The sequence below is a fragment of the Azospirillum melinis genome, from assembly GCF_013340935.1.
GTDB lineage: Bacteria > Pseudomonadota > Alphaproteobacteria > Azospirillales > Azospirillaceae > Azospirillum > Azospirillum melinis.
The window spans coordinates 1-18,968 of sequence record NZ_WHOS01000093.1; the positions used below are offsets into that span (position 1 = coordinate 1).

Genomic DNA, 18,968 nt, shown 5'->3' on the forward strand with positions numbered 1-18,968 from the left:
TTCAAGCCGCCCAAACTGCTCCACCGTCAACCAGAACTGACCGTCGCTCATCGCAAAGCCCCTTTCCAGGGCGTTGAATCACAACGGCTCACTGACGGAAAGGCTCTTTATGGGTCCGTACCCTAGGGCTTCAAGCCGCCCCTCACCACAGACAAGATCGTAACGGGGTGGATTGCTTCCCGGCTTGAGCCGGACAGTAATCGGCCGCTTCAGACCCACGTTGTCGATGCTATCGACGATTTCCCGATGCTGCCGTTTGTTACGGGCACGGGGATTGAGGGTGTGGATATCACCGATAGGGATCATTTCCATTCGTTGTCGGCGCGACGCTGGCATTAGGCTGCCTCCATGAGGTGAACGGGAGCTGCCAGATCGTAAAGCACCTCAAGGGTATCGAACCGATAGGCGTCCAGGGCGAGCCCGTTGTCTTCCGCCAGTTTCAGTTTCATCCTGGCGATATCGATACCGGGCAGCAGATAGAAATCCATTGGAACTTGGTTGGCCGCATTCATCCGGACTGCCACGGTGATATCCGGTTGGAGGCCAGTATCGAAGCGTAGCCACCATCTCAGACTTCCGGATTGTATTCGACAACAGCGCGAGATCACCACAGACAGGGAGAATTCACCATTGACCATAATTAGGTCACCATCATGTCGAAGCACGCAGCCACGGCTCTCAAGTCCGTCAATGATGCTCTGAACGATACCTGGATAAAGTTGCCGAAGAGCTCGGTTGATTTCGATATAGCGATAGTCACGGCGCGGCCTGTAGCCGATTATTTCGTAAACTCGCAGCAGGCTACCGAAACGGGCCCGGTAAGCGCTACTGGATGGCAATCCTTCAGCCTCGTCAATGATCAGGCCGGATAACGTCTCTTCACGGCTAAAGAGGTCCGTCAGCGCACCAAGCATCTCTGCGTCCGTGAGGCGCACCGATCGCATCTGAATAATATTCTGAGCCGCGTCGAAAAGCGAACGATCTACGATAGCAGGAAAAACGTTATCAGCACGAATCCACATTTCTGCTTCGTTTCGAACGCGCTTTTTCTTTAATTTAAATGAAGTCCTGTTCCAAACATTGTTTCCGACATATTTCTCGTTGATTAGTATTTGGTGAACGGTGCCGCGTGTCCAGAGCCTATCCAGGTCGGTCAGAATTCCTTCAGTATTGAGTTCCTCCGCAATCTGCCGTTCAGACTGCCGTTTTTCGACAAAAGCACGATAGATTCGCCGAACAATGTCAACCTCTCCATCTGGTCCTCGCGTCAGTAAGACACGATCAGTTTGGATGCTCTTTTGCTGACCGCGGGTAAGCTCGCCTTTCAGTGCGCCGGCTTGGTCAACCAACATGCGGCGCAATCCTAAACCGGGGGCACCTCCCTGCCGAAAGCCAAGCTCGATCAATCGACACTGTCCTGTGAAGACCTTTACCGACAGTTCCCGGCTATATTCTCCGGCCATGGCCCGCTTGACACCCTTAACAATGGTGGAAACCGGACTGCCGTCATTTTCGAACGGCTCGGCACAATATTGGACGATGATTCCAGCCCGCTTGCAGATATATTCATAGTATGCACTTTCATCAGCGTCCTGGAACCGGCCCCATCGACTGATGTCGTAGACCAAAATAATTTGAAAGTTGGCTTGGCCGTTCTGAACATCCTCGATTAACCTTTTCAGGGCATCACGTCCGTCCAGCCGGAGGCCCTTTTTCCTTCATCAGCATAAGTCTGTACAATCTCGATGCCTCGTGTGGAGGCATAGTGCCGTATAGCTCCAACTTGGTTCTCAGTGGAATAGCGCTGATGATCAGTCGACATCCGGACATATTCGGCAGCGCGTAACGGTTTTGCAGACATTGAGTTCCGACCGTTTTCGCGATGTTGATTCCCGTTTCTCACGATACGCTCCTCAACCGGCAGCGATGACAGGGAAGCATAAGAAGCGCTTTCCCTTGGGCATCGAGTGACGGTTCAGGCGATTCCCCACCGTCTTTACATTGGCTATCACTGTAAATGCTGAGTGCCGGAAAGATGTCGCCGAAAAAGGGTAGATAGCGTCCGCGATCGTGGTGGAAATTCACCGATCGCCCTGGGGTACGAAGAAGGGGCTAATTGGATTGGACGGCTGGATTGTGATTTCAACGCTTTAGTTCGAAACGAAGTACGAACCCAACAAGCGATGATGGTATCGCATTGGCCGAACTGCTCCAGAAGGCCGGGGATAGCGAACTCATGTGCAACATCGCGGAAAGCCGAGATTTCTGGTCGTCCAAGGCGCCGCCCAGCCGACGCCTGTGACGGGGCGATGTCCTCGCCGATGTGCAGCACTTGGCCATTGGCAGGCAACATCTCGACTTGGGTGGCTCTACACCCGATCGGCGGCTCCGGTGTCGGCGGCGCTATGGTGGCAGGGCGGACGCTGGTGGGAGAGCATTCAGCATCTGAATCAGCACGAAACGTGCCCAACTGGCTATTCAGTGTGTCGATGATGCAGTTGCGCGTCGCCACAACCTGCTTGCGCTCAGTCAGCTGCGCCGACAGCGGTCCTGTCAGAACCTGGAGCGCGCTCGTCGTCGGGAAGTGGAAAGCCGGCGGAATGCGGGAGCATAGTGTCAATATACCAGCCGGCAGCGCATCAGTCGTCGGCCTAATCTGCAGCGTTTCTGGGCTACATCGGCCGGAGACGAAGATCATGTCCAGCACCGCTGCGTGCGCCATACGGGGCAGACGGTGGAGATGATCATCCCACCACAGCCGCTGCGCGGTCGCGACCATGAATATGGCTTCTATCGAGGTGGCTCTCTATCTGGATGAATGCTCTGAAGGTTGCACTGCGTTGCCCATGCCTTTATAGAAAGTCATTTTCTGCCGTTCTGTTTGCAAGAAAAGGGTGTAATGGATGGCCATAGCATGGCGTGCGGTTGAACGGGGCGGGGGCGTATAAATGGATTCGTCTGGGGCGTCGTGGCGTCTGATCAGCTCATACCGAAGCGTGCCGGACTTGACTTTGGCCTGCGAACTCCGCTGTCCGGCGGGATGCCCTTCGATGTCCCCGTGGTGCTCGGCACCGTCCACGAGAGCTGGCTGGCCACGTAGGCCCGCCAGCTCCAACGCCTCGTCTTGGAGGCGCTGTTGATATCGTCCGAGGATCGGATGCTTAGGAAACGCTGCCTGCGGAGTGAGGATCTCAGGGACTCTTTGTGCGACGCGATGGAGGCTGCCACCTGGGTCCCACGGACTTTCTCCTGGGGTAATGCCCTTGATGCCACCCTCCGGGCGCTCGACGGGGACGGGGGCAGCCTGGATGCAACCTTGTACGAGGTCTGGGAATGGCTTTGCCTGCCTTGCACGAACAGGGCGGTGACGGGTTCATTGGCGCGGTACTGGCAACGTTCGAGTGCGGCCGGGCCATCACTGAAGGCTTTTTGGAGTGCGCGCAGGCGCGGGACGCGGCAAGACTCTCCGGACCAGACCCCCACGAGGAGGAGGACTCCCATCCTCGCGGCCTGCGTCATGGGCGGGATGGATCAGCTGTCGCTGTCGACCTTTTGCGGAAAGCGGAATGTGGTGCCGTCCTCCAAACCGAAGAGGGCGGGTTCATGGTCCGGTGACCCGGGGCTGTGCGAGGCGAGTCCGTTTCGGGAATGGCGGAGGCAATGCCAATGGATGTAGAGGAAATGAAGCCGGGCAGGAATATCGTCATCTGCTGCGACGGAACCGGCAACGAGATCGGCACGACGATCTCCAACGTCCTCAAGCTGTATCGCATTCTGGAGAAGAGCGACCGGCAGCGCGTTTACTACAATCCCGGCGTGGGGACGATCGGCCAGAAGAACGCTTGGCAGCGCTTCCGTCAGAGAGTGCGCGGCGTATTCGGGCTGGCGACAGGGTACGGGCTGGACGACGATGTCCTGGGAGCCTATCGGTTCCTGTGCGAAGCCTATCGGGATGGCGACCGGATCTGGCTGTTCGGGTTCAGCCGCGGCGCCTACACCGTCCGGGTGCTGGCCGCCTTCCTGCACGTCATCGGTCTGCTCCGGCCTGATCAGCTCAATCTCTCCGGCTACGCCTTGACCGCCTACATGGAGACGAACCGCGACCGCCGGCCGCTGGAGCCAGGCGACGGCGAGCCGGGGGAGGGCGTCGACAGGAGCGCCGGGCGGGGCGGCAACGAGGCGCTGCACGCGGCCTGGGATTTCAGCCGGGTGGTCGGAGCGAAACCGGTGCAGATCGAATTCGTCGGTGTGTGGGACACGGTCGCCTCGGTCATCGTGCCGCGCCGTGGCCGCCTGCTTCCCGAACTTCAGATGCTGCGCTTCACGCGGACCAACCCCAGCGTCAAACGTTTCCGCCAAGCCATCGCGATCGACGAGCGTCGCCGGATGTTCAGGCTCAACCGCTGGACGGGCAGGCAGGAGCACCGACCCGACCCGTTCAGGCCGGACGCTGCGGTGCCGCAGGATATCCGGGAGGTCTGGTTCGCGGGCGTGCACGCCGACATCGGCGGCGGTTATCCGGAGTCCGAGAGCGGCCTGTCCAAGTTCCCCTTAGCCTGGATGATCGAGGAGGCCCACCGGCACGGCCTTCACGTCAACGACGCCATGGTCGATCATCTCGTGCATGGCAGGCCACGGCCGGGCAGCCGCCACAGCTATGTCGCTCCGGATGCCACGGCCGACATGCACCAGTCCATGACGGCTGGCTGGCGGCTGCTCGAATGGTTGCCCAAACGGGCCAGATGGAGGGAATGGACGGACCGCGAGGTGCGTTTCGGCTGGTATCTGCCCCGGTCGGAGCCGCGCCTCCTACCGCTAGGCGCCCTGGTCCACCGCTCGGTGAGGGAGCGGATGAAGCGCATTCCGGACTACAGGCCCATCAATCTTCAAGAGCCATGGATCTGGGACGATGAGTTGGATGGCTCCGGCGCGTGATGCCGGCCGGCCAATGGATCCGCTCATAAAGCAGGGGAAAGGGGTTATGCAGAAGGTCGAACGGGCGAACCAGCCGCCGCCACAGGGATTGCTGCGGCCGGAGGTCGAGAAATCACGCGAGGCGATGCGCGATTTCATGCTGATGGACGCTGAAAAGCGCGCCCAGACACGGGCGCCGGTCGGCTCCGGGGTGTTGGACGACAAAAGCGTCAACGAGGCGTTGCGGACACTGTTCGGAGGGCGTTGCGCCTTCTGCGAGGCGCAGGCCGACACGCGCCCCTACCGTTTCCGGCCCCCGGCCGAGGCGCTGCCCTTCCAACGATCCGACCATGGGCATCTGTATTATGTCTGGCTGGCCGACGCCTGGGAGAACCTCTATCCGATCTGCGCGTGCTGCCAGCCCAGCCAACCCGAGTATTTCCCAATTGTTGGCGCGCGTGCTCCTCTGCCGGACCAACGGGCGATCAATCGTTATGTCGACGAGAAGGTCGGGTTGTGGCGCGCTTATCCGATCCCCGAACGCTCGTTGCTGCTCGACCCTTGCCAATCCACCGACTTCCACCGCAGCCTGCGGCCGCGATGGGACGGACGGATCTTCGGCATTTCGGATCGTGGGGCAGCAACCGTCGAGACCTTCAATCTCAACCATGAGGTCCGGGTACGGCAGCGGGAAAAGCGCCATGCCGCCTATTTCGAGAATCTGGTGACGGAAATGGCCGGAAACGGGGCGCGGCAGGCGGGTGCCAGTCCGGAGGTGCGACGCACGATCGCCGATCTGTTCCGTTTCGCTGAGCTTGAGTTCGGAGGCACCTGGTACCTGCTGCTGCGCCGGCTGGCCGCCGTCGTCGGCAGTAGTCTGGGGCCGAAGCCGGTTCTGTCGCCGTCCCGCATCCTGCGGTTCTACATGAGCGTCTATGGCCAGCCGGACATTGGGCAGCGGCTGTGCGACGCCCGAAAACGCCTGGAGGACGAGGACGCGGAATCGGATAGCCCCGCACAGGCATCGGCCGCCGCGTCCATTGCCAGCAGGCGTCGCACCATGGGCGACGCGCGTCTGGCGGAGGTCAGGCTGACCAACTTCAAGGCCATCGAGGATCTTCCCCTTCGTCTGCCCAAGCCTCGTCCGGGCGCGCCGGGCGCCGGCGAGGACGCGCCTGTGCCGTCGGTGCTGATCCTGGGGGAGAACGCGGCGGGCAAGAGCTCGATCCTGGAAGGGATCGCCCTGGCCCTTTCCAGCGAATCGGCGCGGGAAGATCTGAAGCTGTCGGCCCAGAGCTTTGTGCTGGATCCGTCGCTGATGGGAGGATCGAACGCGCCCACGCCACGCGCGGCCAAGGTGGAGGTGACTCTGGACGATGGTACCCGGAGCCGGCTGACGATCACGTCCGACACCATGGGCGGGAACAGCGATCCTGATTTCAGGGCGCCACCGGTATTCGCCTACGGCGCCTTCCGGCACTATCAGCATAGCGGGCGCCGGTACTCGCCCGGCCAGCCGGTCCACAACCTGTTCGACAGCCGTCCACTGAGCAATCCGCAGCCCTGGCTGCTGACGCTGGATGAAACACGCTTCGCGATGGTCATCCGGGCCTTGCGCGAGATCCTGTCAATCGAAGGCGAGTTCGAGGTGATCCAGCGGGATCCGGAAAAGCGCCGCTGCTGGATCGTGACCGCCGTGCAGGGACGCAACGGCGAAAGCACTTTGAGCCGCACGCCGCTGAGCGCCGTGTCCTCCGGCTTCCGGTCGGTGCTGGCCATGGCCTGCGAGATCATGCAGGGCCTGATGGACCGTCGCGTCCTTGACAGGTTCGAAACCCTGGTGAACGCGCGCGGCGTGGTCCTGATCGACGAGGTGGAGGCGCATCTCCACCCGCGCTGGAAGATGCAGATCATGCGGGGCCTTCGCCGGGCGCTGCCCAACATGACGATCATCGCTACCACCCATGACCCGCTGTGCCTGCGGGGCATGGAGGACGGCGAGGTGGTGGTCCTCCAGCGGGTGGCCAGCGAGGGGAGCGGCGCGGAGACCAACCTGCCGGTCTTCGTGGAGCAGCTCGTTGATCTGCCGAACCTTGCCCAGTTGCGGATCGATCAACTACTGACCTCTGATCTCTTCCAGCTCCATTCGACGGACGCGGCGGAGATCGACGACCGGCTCGCATCAGTCGGCGAGCTGCTGGCGAAGCGCCGTGCCGGCGCCCCTCTGTCGGAGGCCGAACGGGCGACTCTCGACAGTTTCCAAAGGGACATCGCCGAGGCGCTGCCGGTCGGATCGTCTCAGGCGCACCGGCTCGTGCAGGAGGCGGTCGCGGATTTCCTAAGGGAACGGCGTGCGGCCTCGCAGAAGAAGATGGAGGAACTGAATCGGACGACCAAGGACAGCATCCTCCAGGTGCTGCGGGGGATCTGAGATGAGGCGCGTGGCAAGGGGAACGGAACCACCGCCGGCGGCGCTCGGGGCCAGGGACAAAGACGGCAAAAACGAGCTGGAGCGCGCGCGGGCGCACGTCAGCGACCCGACGATGACCAAGAGCTTCGAGTTCAAGGCCTACAAGGACGAGGAGGTGAAGCGCAGGCTCCACGAGCTTTTCCACGGCAAGTGCGCCTATTGCGAAACCTATTATTCGGCCTCCGCGCCGGTCGACGTCGAGCATTACCGGCCGAAGAACGCGGTCTATGAGGATAAGGAGCATTCCGGATACTGGTGGATCGCGATGGCGTGGGACAACCTCCTGCCGAGCTGCATCGATTGCAACCGGAAGCGCAAGCAGGAGGTGAGGGTGGTCTCGGCCAGCCTGACGGTGTTGCGGGACGGCGCCAAGGCGGTCAACTCGGTGCAATCCGGCAAGAAGGACAGCTTCCCGCTCCGCCCGGGCGCGACGCGGCTGCAGGCGGAGCTGGTGAACTACACTGGCGAGCAGGCGCTTCTTCTCAACCCCTGCGAGGACGATCCGGCGGCGCATCTCGACTTCATCGTCGCGGACACGCCGACCTGCAGCCTCGTCGTTCCGCGCGGCGACGACGGTCAGCGCGAGCGCGGGGCAACCTCGATCCAGGTCTACGGCCTGAACCGGCTCGGGCTGGTGCAGGACCGCACCCGGCTGCTGCGGCGGCTGGAGTTTCTGGGCGAGCTGACCGTCGAGTTGGGGGTGCTCATCGACGATCTCGGTACGCCGGCGGTGGCCGAGGCGCTCGACGGGGTGACTGCGGCCACGGCGCCCGCCATCCTCCGCCGCCTGCGTACCCTGCTGGACCGGACCGCTGCCGAAATGAAGGCGATGACGGAACCGGATCAGCCTTACTCTGCCATGGCCAAGGTTTGGCTCGATGCCTTCATGGTGCGGCTTGAAGGGAGGTCATAGAGCAAGCGGATCACAGCAACTTTCGCTGTGAAGTTGCGATCGGTTGCAGGACGCCCTTCAGGTGGTTGCCGGTTCCAGCAACATGTCCAGGGCGGAAAGGCATCATAGTCGGTGATGTAGCGGTCGTGCCCGATGACTTCCAGGACACGGAGCAGCCAGAAGCGGGGGGCGATTAGTCTCGACGCTCTCAATGGGCGGGAAGCGTTCCTGTACCAGCAACGCCTACCTTGCTCAGCTCTTGCGCATGTCACTGTGCCCGATGTCCGGAAATCCGTCCGACAAACTATGTGTCCGAAGATCCGTCGTCAGCGCGGTTTTCGGCCCTATTGATGGCTGCCCGTCAAAGGGCGGCTTCGTGGACGAACAACATCATCTTGTTCAACTCGCGCAAGAATTGACTTCAAGTGCACTCCATTCGTACAGCTAACTCTCAATCGCTTGGGGGAGCGCTGTTCGATGTCCATCCTGACGGGTACCAGTGGAGATGATACGCTCATCGGTGGCTTGGCCGATGACGCGCTGTACGGTCTGGATGGCGACGACCGCCTCGATGGGGCCGGGGGCGCCGACAGTCTGTTTGGCGGAGCCGGAAACGACACCCTGAGCGGTGGCCCGGCCGACGCGGTGGTGGGCGTCACCCTGGCCGGCGGCAGCGGCGACGACCTCTACCTGATCGCCACCCCCCTCAATCAGATCGTCGAGGTGGCGGGCGAAGGCACCGACGAGGTCCGCACCGACCTCGCGGCCTATACTCTGGCCGATGGGGTCGAACACCTCACCTACACCGGCTCGGCCGCCTTCACCGGTACCGGCAACGCCCTCGATAACCGCCTCACCGGCAGTTCGGGCGCGGACAGCCTGGTCGGACTGGACGGCAACGACACGCTCGACGGCGGCCTGGGGGCCGACACCCTGGTCGGTGGTCTGGGTGACGATGTCTATCTCGTCGACGACAGCGGCGACGTGGTCACCGAACTGACCGGCGAAGGGACCGACGAGGTCCGCACCCCGCTCACCGCCTATACGCTCGGCGCCAACATCGAGTCGCTAACCTTCACCGGCACCGGCGCCTTCAGCGGCACCGGCAACGAATTGGACAACCGCATCCAGGGTGGGGCGGGCAACGACACCCTGGCCGGCGGACTCGGCCTCGACACGCTGGTGGGGGGTGCCGGCAACGACACCTACATCATCGACGATGCGGCCGATCTGGTGGTGGAGGCCGCCGGCGGGGGCACCGACGAGGTGCGGACCTCGCTGTCCGCCTTCACCCTGGCGGCCAATGTCGAGGTGCTGACCTACACCGGCTCGGGCAGCTTCTCCGGTACCGGCAGTGCCGGCAACGACACCCTGCGCGGCGGAGCGGGCGACGACACGCTGGCGGGGGCTGCCGGCAACGACTGGCTCGACGGCGGAGTTGGCGCCGACAGCCTGTTCGGCGGCAGCGGCAACGACACCTACATCGTCGACGATGCGGGCGACCAAGTGGTCGAACTGGCCGGTGAGGGCAGCGACACGGTGCGCAGCGCCGTCGACTACACGCTGGGCGCCAACGTCGAGGCGCTGGTGCTGACCGGTGGCGCCCTCACCGGGACCGGCAACGATCTCGACAACAGCCTGACCGGCACGGCGGCGGACAATGTCCTGATCGGTCTGGACGGCAACGACACGCTGAACGGCGGGGCGGGAGCCGACACGCTGATTGGCGGCGCCGGCAACGACACCTACGTCATCGACAACATCAGCGACGTGCTGGTGGAACTGCCGGGCGAAGGCATCGACACGGTGCAGAGCTCGGTCAGCCACACCCTGCTGGCTGATTTCGAGAACCTCACCCTGATCGGCTCGGCCGCCACCTCCGGCACCGGCAACGCGGCCAGTAACCTGCTGGTCGGCAATGGCGCCGCCAACCTGCTGACCGGGTTGGAGGGCGACGACACGCTGAACGGCGGCGGCGGGGCCGACACGCTGGTCGGCGGCACCGGTAATGACAGCTACGTCGTCGACAATGCGGGTGACGTGGTGATCGAGCTGGAGGGCGAGGGCACCGACACGGTGACCGCCTCGGTCAGCTGGACCCTGGGCGCCAATGTCGAGAACCTGACGCTGACCGGCTCGGCAGCGATCAGCGCCACCGGCAACGCGCTGGACAACGTGCTGACTGGCAATGGCGGCGCCAATGTCCTGGATGGCGGGCTGGGCGCCGACAGCATGGCCGGCGGGTTTGGCAACGACGTCTACCTCGTCGACGACGCCGGCGACGTGGTGACGGAGCTGGCCGGCCAGGGCACCGACGAAGTCCGCACCAGCCTGTCGGTCTACGCGCTGGGGGCCAACATCGAGCTGCTGACCTACAGCGGCAGCGGCCCCTTCACCGGCACCGGCAACGATCTGGCCAACCGTCTGGCCGGGGCTGGTGGCGATGACAGCCTGTCGGGCGGGGCCGGCAACGACACGCTGATCGGCGGGGCCGGGGCCGACACGCTGGATGGCGGGACCGGCACCGACACCGCCAGCTACGCGACGGCCGCGGCCGGGGTGGTGGTCGATCTGGCGGGCGGTGCCGGCACGGCGGGCGAGGCGGCCGGTGATGTGTTGCTGTCGATCGAGAACCTGACCGGCTCGGGCTATGCCGACACGCTGGCGGGCGATGCCGGGGCCAACCTGCTCGACGGCGGGGCTGGCGCCGACAGCCTATCGGGTGGAGCCGGCAACGACACGCTGCTCGGTGGGGCCGGGGCCGACACACTGGATGGCGGATCGGGCAGCGACACCGCCAGCTACGTCTCCTCGGCCGCGGCGGTGGCGGTCGACCTCGCCAGCGGCACCGGCACGGTGGGCGACGCCACGGGCGACGTACTGCTGTCGATCGAGCACCTGACCGGCGGATCGGGCAACGACACGCTGCGTGGCGATGGTGGCGCCAACCGGTTGGACGGCGGTGCCGGCAACGATGTGCTGGAGGGCCGGGGCGGCAACGACACGCTGGTCGGCGGCTCGGGCAGCGACACTGCGGTCTATGCCGGCAGCGTGCGCGATTACGTGGCGACGAAGGTCGGCGCGGACTGGACGATCCAGGCGACGGCGTCTGGCGAGGGCACCGACACGTTGCAGGGGGTGGAGTGGGTGCAGTTCGCCGACGCGCTGCTGCGGCTGGACGCCAACAACGCGCCGCTGCTGCCGGGCAACCTGAATGCTGCGACCGACGAGGACGCGGCGGCGCTGTCGGTGGATTTGCTGCAAGGGGCCTTCGACTTCGAGGGCAGCCCGCTGTCGGCGGCGGGGCTGAGCCAGACCGGCGGGCCGGCGGCGGCGGTGAGCGTGAGCAACGGCGTGCTGGGGCTGGACCCGGCCCAGTTTGGCTGGCTGGCGGCTGGGCAGAGCGCGAACCTGACCTTCGCCTACGGGGTGTCGGATGGGACGGAGGCCACGGCGCGGACGCTGACGGTGACGGTGGCCGGCCGCAACGACGCGCCGGTGGTGGCCGGGCCGGTGAGCGCGACCACCGACGAGGACGCGGTTCCGCTGGTGGTGAATTTGCTGCAGGGGGCGAGTGATCCGGACCAGGGCGACGTTCTGTCGGTGACGGGCTTCAGCCAGACCGGCGGGCGGGCGGTGAGCGTGACGCGCAACGGCTCGACGCTGACCATCGATCCGGCCCAGTTCAACGATCTGGCGGCGGGAGAGACCGCCACGCTGACCTTCGGCTATGGCGTGACGGATGGCACCGCGGCCACGGCGCAGACGCTGAGCGTCACCGTGCAAGGCAGGAACGATGTGCCGGTGGCGCAGGCAGACCTTGTCAACGGGCTGTATGAAACGCCTTTGATCATCAAGGTCGACGATTTGCTTGCGAACGACACTGACGCAGACAAGTCGAGTGTCTTGAAGATCACCGGAGTGAGGAATCCCCAGCATGGCAGCGTAATGCTTGATGGGACCGGCAAGATCCTGTTCACGCCAGAGAGCGGTTACGTTGGGAACGCAGTATTCCAGTATACGCTGGCGGACGAATTCGGCGCGTTGTCGACAGGCACGGTAACGGTCGCGATCTCTCCTGCGCCCCCCCGCGCTGCCGGGGCATGCATCGTTGGTTGTGGGTCCCGAGCGGACGCTTGGTGGTGGGCTTGGCGGCTCGCGGATCACGGCGCTTGCGGGTGGCGGCTATGCCGCCGTCTATCAGAACACCGACGCCATCGCGGTGCAGGTGCTCGATGCCAACGGTGCCCCGAAAGGACAGCCGCTGGCCATCGCCGGCGCCGGTCCACACCCCTGGGCTCCGACCATCACCGGCCTGCGCGACGGCGGCTTCGTCATCACCTGGACCAACGATACCAGCAACGCGACCATCGACACCTTCGCCCAGCGCTTCGACGCCGACGGTATCGCCCAGGGCGGCATCACGCGGGTGAACAGCTATCTGCCCGACGGGCAGGGCGCGTCCATCGTCTCCGCCCTTGACGACGGCGGCTATGTCATCGCCTGGCATTCGCTCAACCAGGATGGCTCCAGCTACGGTGTGTATGCCCAGCGCTACAACGCGACCGGCCAGACGGTGGGTGGTGAGTTCCGCGTCAATCAGAGCACGGCGAGCGACCAGCTTCTGGCCGGGGTCGTCGGCCTGCCGGGCGGCCGTTTCGCGGTGACCTGGTACACGCGCCAGTCCGGCAGCTGGGAGCTCTACCAGCGCCAGTTCGATGCGTCGGGAGCGGGCGGCAGCGAAAGCCGGATCACGGCCTGGGGCGGCAGCTGGGGACCGGCCTGGGCCTCGCAGAGCGTGGCGCTGAAAGGCGGCGGCTATGTGACCGTCTGGCAGTCCAACGACGGGTCGGGAAACGTCAACGATGTCTATGTGCAGCGATTTGCCGACAATGGCGCGCTGCTGGGAGCGCCGATCCGTGTCAACAGCTACCGCCTGGGCGAGCAGAGCAGCCCGACCGTGGCGGCGACCGCCGATGGCGGCTTCGTTGTGGGTTGGCAGTCGGCCGGCCAGGACGGCAGCGGGTTGGGCATCTATGCCCAGCGCTTCGACCCGGTGGGAGGGCGGGTCGGCAACGAGTTCCGTCTGTCCGACGTCACGGCTGGCGATCAGTCGCTGCCGTCCTTCGCACCCACATCCGACGGTGGTTTCATCGCTACCTGGGGAGGAGCGGCGGCAGTTGCGAAGCTGTACCAAAGTATTTCTACGTCCGGCACTGTGCAGGGAACGGCCGGAAATGATGTTCTCGTGTCGACTTCAGCGCAGGAAGCCTTTTTTGGCGGGCAAGGCGCTGATGTCTTTCGTTTCCTGGGACCGGATCTCGGCGGTGACGCGATTCTCGACTTTCAATCCGGCATCGACCGGATCGAAGTTCTCGGCTCCGCCTTTGGCAGTCTGCCGACCGGGCAGCTCGATGCGGGCCGCTTCGCGCTCAACGCACCGGGCGACGCTGATGACCGCTTCGTATTCAACACGGCGACGGGAGTGTTGTCCTATGATCCCGACGGAACCGGGACGATGGCGGCAACAGCCGTTGCCCTTCTGAACGTCCGCTCGCTGTCGGCGAGCGATATCTGGGTGGCGGCACCGACCTGAGGTCAGTGTTGCTGTCTCACTGCCGGTTGTCGGTCAAAGAGTACTCTGGCGGACAAGTATTCGGATTGCGTGATCATAGAATAAACTCAGAAGATTTTCAGGAGAGTCATCGATGGCGTCCATCTTGAGTTCATGGAATTTCCAGTCCGAGCGTTGGATGAACACGACGACGGCGAATGATCAAAGCGTTCCCAACATCGCCTCCTTCCACGACGGCAGCTCGGTGATCGTCTGGATGTCGACGGGTCAGGATGGCAGCGGCGCCGGCGTGTACGGGCGTCGGCTGGATGCCTCCGGCAATCCTGTCGGTGGCGAGTTCCGCATCAACACCACCACCGCAGGGGACCAGGCTCTGTTGTAAAGTTTGCCGGCAGGCGGCGGAATGGCTGGAGGTTGGATGGAGCCAAGCCGTGTCGGACTTCAAGGGACGCCACTTCGAGGGTGAGATCGTGCCCTGGGCGGTGCGCTGGTACTGTCGATATGGCATCAGCTACCGTGATCTCGAGCAGATGATGGCTGAGCGCGGCGTTTCGGTCGATCACTCGACCGTTTACCGCTGGGTACAGAAGTGCGCGCCGGAGATCGGGAAGCGGCTACGCTGGCAGTGGTGCTGTCCGCGGTCGACCAGCTGGCGGGTGGACGAGACCTACGTAAAGGTGGGCGGCAAGTGGGCCTACCTGTACCGAGCTGTCGACAAGCATGGCAACACCATCGACTTCTATCTCTCTCCCACGCGAAACACCGCCGCCAAGCGCTTCCTGTCCAAGGCGTTGAATGGCTTGAAAGAGTGGGAGACGCCGACGGTCATCAACACTGACAAGGCGCCAATTTATGGGCCTGCCTTGGCGGAGCTGAAGGTCGAGGGCAAATGTCCCGAGGAGACCGAGCACCGGCAGGTCAAATATCTGAACAACGTGGTGGAAGCCAACCACGGCAAGCTGAAGCAATTGATCCGCCCGGTGCGAGGTTTCAAGGCCCTGAAGACAGCCTACGCGACGATCAATGGCTTTGAGGTGATGCCGGCGCTCCGCAAAGGCCAAGCATCCAGCTTCAACATCACCCGCGACATGCAGGGCGAGGCGCGTCTCGTCGAACGCGCCTTCAATGTCGGACCTGGCGCGCTCGCCGAAGCCGTCCAGTTCATCAGCCAGCAGCTCGAACTCCAGGACGCATAGCATCGGTGGTGATGCCCGTAACCATCATCTCCCGCCTGCCGGCAAATTTTGCAACAGAGCGGCAAGTGAAGACCCTTCTTGCCGTCCCAACACCCGGGTGATCCACCCGAGCGAGGGCAGCGCATCAACCGGCGATGCCGAGTTTCCGCCGCATCCGTCCGGCGCGTCCGCCGTTCTGCCTGGCAGCCCTGGCCCGGTTGGCCAAGGCGCGCAGGTAATGAGTCTTGGTGCGCAGAATATGTTCCTCCAGGATCTCCGGCAGCGGCTCTTCATCCCGACGCTCGAACAGCTGGGCGATGCGCGCGTGATCGACAAAGGACCGATCGGTTTCCGCCTCCCCGGTCACGGCAAGATGGGTGCGCAACGCGGAAACACGGGCGAGGCTGGTCACATAGGCGTGGCGAAGATAGCGGTTCCCGCAATGTTCGAAGAAGGCATTGTGGAAGGCCATGTCGGCCATGCTGTACATCCGCATGTCGTTCCCTTCCCGTGCCCGTCGCATCATCTCCAGCGCCTCGTTCAGGCTTGCCAGGGTTTCCGGTGCGGCACGCCGCATGGCAAGGATCGAGGCCTTCAGCTCGAGCGCGATGCGGAACTCGCAAAGCTCCAGAAGCTCCTCCTCGGTCGGGTTGAAGACGTATGTGCCGGATTTCGGCACCACCTCGACCAGCCCTTCCATCTGCAGGATGCGCATCGCCTCACGGACCGGCGTGCGGCTGATGCCCATCGCCTCGGCCAAGCTGTCCTCCGGGATGGCCTCCCCCAAGTCGAATTCGGCCTGAACGATGGCGTCCCTGATCCGCTCCGCCACCTCCTGGGTCAGTGAAACCTGCTTTGCTTGGCTTTCCTTGGCCATGATGCGGCGCCCTACATGTCCCCGGAAGAAGCGGGTCGTTACCGTCGCCCGATCTGGAACTGAAGACTTCCGGCCCGAACGGAGCGTCGAACGTGGTGCGGGCAACCGCGTCTGTCAAGCAACCATCGATCCGACAATCACGAGTCCGCGTTGGCCCTTGCATCTTGGATGCAAGAACATGTATGCTAGTTCAACGATCAATCAGGAAGGGTTCCCCCTGATCGGCGCAGCGCCGAACGGGCGGCATGCTCCCGAACAAACCTCACGTCCCCGAAGACATTGGGATTTCAAAATGGAAGCGCTGACAGACCCCGAGCATCAAGACGGCTCTCCTTCGATTCTATCGGCCAAGCGGAGGGGCCTGCCCGATGCGCTGGCCGCCGCCCTGCAGGATCTCCTGGGAAATCGCTTTTCAACCTCGCTGGCCGACCGCGAACATCACGGGCGTGGTGAATCCTATCACCCCACCGAGGCGCCGGAGGCTGTGTGCCGGGCCCTCTCCACCGAAGAGGTGGCCGATATCGTCAGGCTCTGCGCCCTGCACCGGACCCCGGTTGTCGCCTTCGGTGCCGGTACCTCACTCGAAGGGCATGTGGCGGCCCGGCGGGGCGGGGTGTGCCTCGACCTCGGCGGCATGACCCGGATCGTCGCGGTCCGTCCCGGCGACCTCGACTGTACGGTGGAGGCCGGGGTCACCCGGCAGCAGCTCAACGCCTATCTGCGCGACACCGGCCTGTTCTTTCCGGTCGATCCCGGCTCCGAATGCACCATCGGCGGAATGGCGGCAACGCGGGCATCGGGCACCAATGCGGTGCGTTACGGGACGATGCGCGAGAACGTCCTGTCCCTGACCGTCGTCCTCAGCGACGGCAGCATCGTCAGAACCTCGGGGCGCGCCCGCAAATCGGCGGCCGGCTATGACCTGACCCGTCTGTTCGTCGGATCGGAAGGAACGCTGGGCATCATCACCGAGGTGACGATCCGACTTTACGGCGTGCCCGAGACGATCGCGTCGGCGGTGTGCGCCTTCGACGACATGGACTCTGCGGTCGCCGCCGTGACCGCGATCATTCAGTGCGGCATCCCGCTGGCGCGGATCGAATTCATGGATGCCCGGGCGATCCTGGCGACCAATCGTCACTCCGGGCTGAGCTATCGTGAAACGCCGACCCTGTTCTTTGAATTCCACGGCAGCGCCGCGGCGGTAGCGGAACAGGCCGAACTCACCAGGGAGATGGTGGAGGAGTTCGGCGGGTCCGAGTTTCAGTGGGCATCCGATCCCGACGATCGCGCCCGTCTGTGGCGGGCCCGGCACAACATCCATTACGCCATCGCCGCCATGCGACCCAATTCCCGCGTCTGGAGCACCGACGTGTGCGTGCCGATCTCCGCCCTGTCGCGCTGCATGAGCGAGACGTGGCCGGATATCGAGGCCGCCCCCTTCTTCATTGCGACCGTTGGCCATGTCGGCGACGGCAATTTCCACCTCGGTCTCGCCATCGATCCGACCGATCCGGCGGAACTGGAAGTCGCGGAACATCTCAACGTACGCCTCGTCCGGCGCGCGATCGCCATGGACGGAACCTGCACCGGCGAGCATGGCATCGGCTATGGCAAGGCGAAGTTCATGGAACTGGAGCATGGCGGCGGCGTGAGCGTCATGCGGGCGATCAAACGGGCGCTTGATCCCGAAGACATTCTGAATCCGGGAAAAATCCTGCCGGACAATCGGCCGTAACACACAGCCTTGACGGCGTTTGGCGGGTGGGATTGACACGCGGGATTTGGATGCGCGTGACGAACCCATCGCCATGATCCGCCAGTAGCGTAATTCCGGAACAGAAATGCCGGGGCCGAACGCCACCGGTCCGGTTCCGCGACCCGGGATCGCGGATGCGCCCCCGTGACCACCCGGCGAACGCGGCATTCCCCAAGCACGAAAATAACGCACCACAGGCGGCCTGCCGCCGGGGAGGGTACATGAAACGCGTGTCCGATCTGCTGGAGCGGATCACGGAATCGATCATGGCGGCGATGCTGGCGGTCATGGTCGGTCTCGTCTTCAGCAATGTCGTCCTGCGCTACATCTTCAGCAGCGGCCTCGTGGCGGCGGAAGAGATCGCGCGGCTGATGTTCGTCTGGCTGGTGTTCCTGGGCGCCACCGTGGCGCTGCGCCACCAGCGCCATCTCGGGCTGGAGATCCTGCAGAGCCGCCTCCCGTTCAAAATCCGTCGGGTCTGCGCGGTGGTCTCGCACCTGATGATCCTCTACGCCCTGTTCCTGTTCGTGCAGGGCAGCTGGATGCAGCTGCTGATCGGCATGGGGACCTTCTCCACCGTCCTGCGCTTCCCCATGGCGATCTACGCCGCGGCCGGCTTCTTCCCGGCCATCGCCATGGCGCTGATCGTGCTGGCGAACCTGTGGCGGATCGTCACCAACCAGCCCGGCGCCCGCATCCCCGGCGACCCCGACACGATGATGGACCATCCCGAATCGCACGGCCCCGCCGTGGCGCCCCCTGTGGATCCGGCGGCACCCGGCAGCCATCCCGGCGCCGCCGTCGCCAAGCGCTGAAGCCCAGCCCAGAAGACCTTTTGCGGACGGAGACGCCGCCATGACGCTCACCATTTTCCTGGGCTCGCTGTTCGGCTTCATGCTGCTCGGCATGCCCATCGCCTTCGCGCTGATGCTGACCGGCGTCGCGCTGATGGTCCACCTCGACTTCTTCGACGCCCAGCTGGTCGCCCAGAACATGCTGAGCGGCGCCGACAACTACCCGCTGATGGCGGTGCCCTTCTTCATCCTGGCTGGCGAGCTGATGAACGCCGGCGGCATCTCCCAGCGCATCATCAACCTGGCGGTCAGCCTGGTCGGCCACATCAAGGGCGGCCTGGGCTTCGTGACCATCGGCGCCTCGGTGATGCTGGCCAGCCTGTCGGGCTCGGCCATCGCCGACACCGCGGCACTCGCCACGCTGCTGATCCCGATGATGCGCGACCATGGCTATCCGGTGCCGCGCTCCGCCGGCCTGATCGCGTCGGGCGGCATCATCGCCCCGATCATCC

Annotated in this window: 14 protein-coding genes and 1 pseudogene; 10 read left to right on the top strand and 5 right to left on the bottom strand. The window is 64.0% G+C overall.

Features of this window, described 5'->3' with window-relative positions; genetic code table 11:
- Positions 1-78 precede the first annotated feature (78 nt).
- The 4 genes and pseudogenes from GBZ48_RS33880 to GBZ48_RS33890 all read right to left on the bottom strand — a co-directional run bounded on the left by GBZ48_RS33880 (position 79) and on the right by GBZ48_RS33890 (position 2,779).
- Entirely contained in the window at positions 79-336 is a 258-nt protein-coding gene (locus GBZ48_RS33880; protein WP_174475050.1) for a ParB N-terminal domain-containing protein, read from the bottom strand.
- Positions 336-1,463: a recombinase family protein gene (locus GBZ48_RS33885; RefSeq protein ID WP_425486041.1), complete on the bottom strand. Its 1,128-nt coding sequence runs from the start codon at positions 1,461-1,463 to the stop codon at positions 336-338. Before GBZ48_RS33885 ends, GBZ48_RS33880 begins: the two co-directional genes overlap by 1 nt.
- A 33-nt stretch (positions 1,464-1,496) precedes the next feature.
- Positions 1,497-1,861, bottom strand: a pseudogene (locus GBZ48_RS37120) (recombinase family protein); the annotation flags it as partial.
- 147 nt (positions 1,862-2,008) lie between these two features.
- Positions 2,009-2,779, bottom strand: coding sequence for a hypothetical protein (locus GBZ48_RS33890; RefSeq protein WP_174475051.1), 771 nt, complete (start codon positions 2,777-2,779; stop codon positions 2,009-2,011).
- Positions 2,780-3,666: 887 nt separating this feature from the next.
- On the opposite strand from GBZ48_RS33890, the gene GBZ48_RS33895 reads away from it, so the two are divergent.
- The 7 genes from GBZ48_RS33895 (at position 3,667) to GBZ48_RS33925 (ending at position 15,047) form a co-directional block, all read left to right on the top strand.
- A complete protein-coding gene (locus GBZ48_RS33895) occupies positions 3,667-4,935 on the top strand; it encodes a T6SS phospholipase effector Tle1-like catalytic domain-containing protein (RefSeq protein ID WP_209798541.1) in 1,269 nt (422 codons plus the stop codon).
- 46 nt (positions 4,936-4,981) lie between these two features.
- Positions 4,982-7,345, top strand: a complete 2,364-nt coding sequence (locus GBZ48_RS33900) for an AAA family ATPase (RefSeq protein ID WP_174475052.1) — start codon at positions 4,982-4,984, stop codon at positions 7,343-7,345.
- A gap of 10 nt (positions 7,346-7,355) precedes the next feature.
- Positions 7,356-8,297: an HNH endonuclease family protein gene (locus GBZ48_RS33905; protein ID WP_209798540.1), complete on the top strand. Its 942-nt coding sequence runs from the start codon at positions 7,356-7,358 to the stop codon at positions 8,295-8,297.
- 456 nt (positions 8,298-8,753) lie between these two features.
- Positions 8,754-12,758, top strand: a complete 4,005-nt coding sequence (locus GBZ48_RS33910) for a cadherin-like domain-containing protein (protein WP_174475054.1) — start codon at positions 8,754-8,756, stop codon at positions 12,756-12,758.
- Entirely contained in the window at positions 12,706-13,872 is a 1,167-nt protein-coding gene (locus GBZ48_RS33915) for a calcium-binding protein (protein WP_174475055.1), read from the top strand. Before GBZ48_RS33910 ends, GBZ48_RS33915 begins: the two co-directional genes overlap by 53 nt.
- 112 nt (positions 13,873-13,984) lie before the next feature.
- Positions 13,985-14,233, top strand: a complete 249-nt coding sequence (locus tag GBZ48_RS33920) for a hypothetical protein (protein WP_174475056.1) — start codon at positions 13,985-13,987, stop codon at positions 14,231-14,233.
- Between the two features lie 49 nt (positions 14,234-14,282).
- The gene (locus GBZ48_RS33925) at positions 14,283-15,047 is read left to right on the top strand and encodes an IS6 family transposase (protein ID WP_174475057.1); all 765 of its coding nucleotides are present in this window, start codon (positions 14,283-14,285) and stop codon (positions 15,045-15,047) included.
- Positions 15,048-15,171: 124 nt separating this feature from the next.
- Here the strand turns inward: GBZ48_RS33925 and GBZ48_RS33930 are convergent, their stop codons facing one another.
- Complete coding sequence (locus GBZ48_RS33930) at positions 15,172-15,903, bottom strand: GntR family transcriptional regulator (protein WP_174475058.1); 732 nt, start codon at positions 15,901-15,903, stop codon at positions 15,172-15,174.
- Positions 15,904-16,060: 157 nt separating this feature from the next.
- On the opposite strand from GBZ48_RS33930, the gene GBZ48_RS33935 reads away from it, so the two are divergent.
- The 3 genes from GBZ48_RS33935 to GBZ48_RS33945 all read left to right on the top strand — a co-directional run.
- Complete coding sequence (locus tag GBZ48_RS33935; RefSeq protein WP_425486040.1) at positions 16,061-17,641, top strand: FAD-binding oxidoreductase; 1,581 nt, start codon at positions 16,061-16,063, stop codon at positions 17,639-17,641.
- Between the two features lie 242 nt (positions 17,642-17,883).
- Positions 17,884-18,477, top strand: coding sequence for a TRAP transporter small permease (locus GBZ48_RS33940; protein ID WP_174475059.1), 594 nt, complete (start codon positions 17,884-17,886; stop codon positions 18,475-18,477).
- A 40-nt stretch (positions 18,478-18,517) separates the two neighbouring features.
- A partial coding sequence (locus GBZ48_RS33945) for a TRAP transporter large permease subunit (RefSeq protein WP_174475060.1) occupies positions 18,518-18,968 on the top strand: 451 nt, incomplete at its 3' end.

What these genes read in the sequence shown, in the direction of transcription:
- GBZ48_RS33930 (WP_174475058.1), bottom strand. Translation starts at nt 15,903, where the DNA reads ATGGCCAAGGAAAGCCAAGCAAAGCAGGTTTCACTGACCCAGGAGGTG.
- GBZ48_RS33885 (WP_425486041.1), bottom strand. Translation starts at nt 1,463, where the DNA reads ATGGCCGGAGAATATAGCCGGGAACTGTCGGTAAAGGTCTTCACAGGA.
- GBZ48_RS33880 (WP_174475050.1), bottom strand. Translation starts at nt 336, where the DNA reads ATGCCAGCGTCGCGCCGACAACGAATGGAAATGATCCCTATCGGTGAT.
- GBZ48_RS33910 (WP_174475054.1), top strand. Translation starts at nt 8,754, where the DNA reads ATGTCCATCCTGACGGGTACCAGTGGAGATGATACGCTCATCGGTGGC.
- GBZ48_RS33890 (WP_174475051.1), bottom strand. Translation starts at nt 2,779, where the DNA reads ATGGTCGCGACCGCGCAGCGGCTGTGGTGGGATGATCATCTCCACCGT.
- GBZ48_RS33920 (WP_174475056.1), top strand. Translation starts at nt 13,985, where the DNA reads ATGGCGTCCATCTTGAGTTCATGGAATTTCCAGTCCGAGCGTTGGATG.
- GBZ48_RS33900 (WP_174475052.1), top strand. Translation starts at nt 4,982, where the DNA reads ATGCAGAAGGTCGAACGGGCGAACCAGCCGCCGCCACAGGGATTGCTG.
- GBZ48_RS33940 (WP_174475059.1), top strand. Translation starts at nt 17,884, where the DNA reads ATGAAACGCGTGTCCGATCTGCTGGAGCGGATCACGGAATCGATCATG.
- GBZ48_RS33895 (WP_209798541.1), top strand. Translation starts at nt 3,667, where the DNA reads ATGGATGTAGAGGAAATGAAGCCGGGCAGGAATATCGTCATCTGCTGC.